The 2644-nt window shown below is 70.2% G+C and carries 1 protein-coding gene; it reads right to left on the bottom strand.

Annotated elements, in window-relative coordinates; genetic code table 11:
- Positions 1-2644 (bottom strand): condensation domain-containing protein (locus Q664_RS43290; RefSeq protein WP_043410512.1); only part of this gene is annotated, 2644 nt, incomplete at both ends.

Raw genomic sequence — 2644 nt, 5'->3', positions numbered from 1 at the left:
TGCTTCGGGCCGAGAGACAATGGCCTGGAGCAACACGTCCAGGTGGCCCACCATGCGAGAGGCGGTGGAGGGCTCGAAGAGCTCGGAGCTGAAGCCGAGCGTGCCACTCAGTCCCTCAGCTGATTCGAAGAGGGAGAGCTCGAGGTCGAAGCGAGCGACATGGCTCTCCAGCTCCAGGGAGTGAAGGCGAAGCCCTGGGAGGGAGGCGGAGGAGAGGGGGTGAGGCTGGAGGGCGAGCATCACCTGGAAGAGGGGAGTGCTGCTCAAGTCACGAGAGGGGCGCAGCTCCTCGACGAGACGCTCGAAGGGCATGTCCTGGTGGGCGTAGGCGGAGAGCGTCGTCTCGCGTACCCGTTGCAGCAACTGGCGGAAGGAGGGGTTGCCCTCGAGGCGAGCGCGAAGCACCAGGGTGTTGACGAAGAAGCCGATGAGGCCGTCCAACTCGGGGCGGGGGCGGCCGGAGACGGGAGTGCCGAGGCAGAAGTCCACCTGGCCCGAGTAGCGGAAGAGGAGCACCTGGAAGGCGGCCTGCAGCAGCATGAAGGGGGTGGAGCCCTCGGCGCGAGCCAGGGCCTTGAGCGCTTCCCAGCGCTCGGGGGAGAGACGCACGGGCAGACTGGCACCGCGCTGGCTGCGCACGGAGGGGCGGGGCTTGTCGGTGGGCAACTCCAGGACGGAGGGAGCGCCGGAGAGTTGCTGCTTCCAATAGGAGAGTCCCCGCTGGAGGACGTCACCCTCGAGCCACTGGCGCTGCCAGCGGCTGTAGTCGCCGTACTGTAGAGGCAACTCGGGCAGGGGCGAGGGGCGGCCCTGGGAGAAGGCCTCGTAGAGGGAGGCCATTTCCCGCAACAGCACGCCCATGGAGCCGCCGTCGGAGATGATGTGGTGCATCACCAGGACGAGGACGTGCTCGGAGTCGGACAGGCGCAGCAGGCTGGTGCGCAGCAGCGGGCCCTGGGCCAGGTCGAAGGGACGCCGGGCCTCTTCGAGGGCCAGGCGCCGCACCTCGGCGTCGCGCTCGTCGGCGGGCAGTGAGGACAGGTCCACGTGCCGCAGCTCCGAGGGGAACTCGGAATGGACAACGCGCCGGGGCTGGCCAGCTTCGGAGAGGAAGGTGGTGCGCAGGGAGTCGTGGCGACGCACCACCTCGGCCAGGCCGAGTTCCAGGGCGCGCGTGTCCAGAGGCCCCTGTAGCCGCACGGCGGCGGGAATGAGCTCATGGGTTTCGCCCTGGGCGAGCTGCTCCAGGAACCACAGGCGCGACTGGGCGAAGGAGGGAAGCGAGTCCTCCTCGTGCTTCGCCCCAGAGGGCAGGAGCAGGGAGCTGGAGGCCCGGGGTGCTTGCGAGGACAGGCGCTCGACGAGCTGAGCGAGGCTGGGGCCACTGAGCACCACCTCCATAGGAAGGGAGAGGCCCAGCCCCTTCTCCACCTCGTGGCTGAACTCCACCGCGGCCAGGGAGTCCACGCCGTAGCGGGTGAGCGGCTCGTGCACGTCCAACTGCTCGGGCTGCATGCGGAGCCGGCGAGCGAAGCGCGTGCGCAGCCAGGCTTCGAGCGCTTCCGGCGATTCCGGCCGGGCCTCGGTCTCGGGCGTGGCCTCCGCCTGCGCGGCGGAGACGCTCATCGCCCCCGTCACCTCCTGCGCCTGCTCACGCCAGGCCGCTACCTCCTGCAGCTCTCCCGCGAGGAAGGCCGCGCGAGCAGCGCGACGCTGAATCTTGCCGCTGGACGTCTTGGGCAGGCTGCCCGGGGCGAGGAGGGTGAGCGCGTGCAGGCGCAACTCGTGTTGCTCGGCGATGCGCTGGCGCAGCGTGTGGGCCACCGACTCGACGCTCTCCTCCTGCTGGCGGCGCGTGTCGCGCTCGTACACCAGCACCAGTTGCTCCTCGCCGTCCACCTCCACCGAGAAGGCGGCACCGCACCCCGGCCGCAGCGCGGGCGTGGCCTGCTCCGCCGTCAGCTCCACGTCCTGGGGGTGGTGGTTGCGCCCGCGGATGATGAGCAGGTCCTTGAGACGGCCGGTGACGAAGAGCTGGCCGTCCTGGCGCAGGAAGCCCAGGTCACCGGTGCGCAGGAAGGGCCCCGAGCCGTCGGAAGTGTGGGCGAGGAAGTCGCGCTGGGTGTCCTCGGGGCGGCGCCAGTAACCCTGGGCAACGCTGGGCCCCTTCACCCACACCTCACCCACCTCTCCCCGCGAGCAGGGAGAGAAGGTTTCCGGGTGCACCACGAGCACTTCCTGCTCCGCGAGCGCCAGTCCGCAGCCCACCAGCACCTGGTTGCGAGCCGTCTCCGCTTCCACGGCTACGGCGCGGCCCTCGCGCAGCTGCTGCACGTCCAGGGCCTGCTGCTGGGGGAGGGCACCCACCTCACCGCCCGAGACGATGAGGGTGCCCTCGGCCAGGCCGTAGCAGGGGTAGAAGGCCTGGCGGCGGAAGCCGCTGACGGAGAAGGCCTGGGCGAAGCGCTCCAGGGTGTCGGCGCGGATGGGCTCGGCACCGCAGAAGGCGACTTCCCAGTGGCTCAAATCCAGGGAGGCGCGCTCGGCCTCTGTGGTTTTGCGCACGCACAAGTCGAAGGCGAAGTTGGGGCCACCGCTGATGGTGCCGCGCGTGCGGGAGACTTCCTCCAGCCAGCGCAGGGGA

The sequence above is a fragment of the Archangium violaceum Cb vi76 genome (assembly GCF_000733295.1).
GTDB lineage: Bacteria > Myxococcota > Myxococcia > Myxococcales > Myxococcaceae > Archangium > Archangium violaceum.
This window is presented reverse-complemented; position numbering and strand designations above follow the sequence as displayed.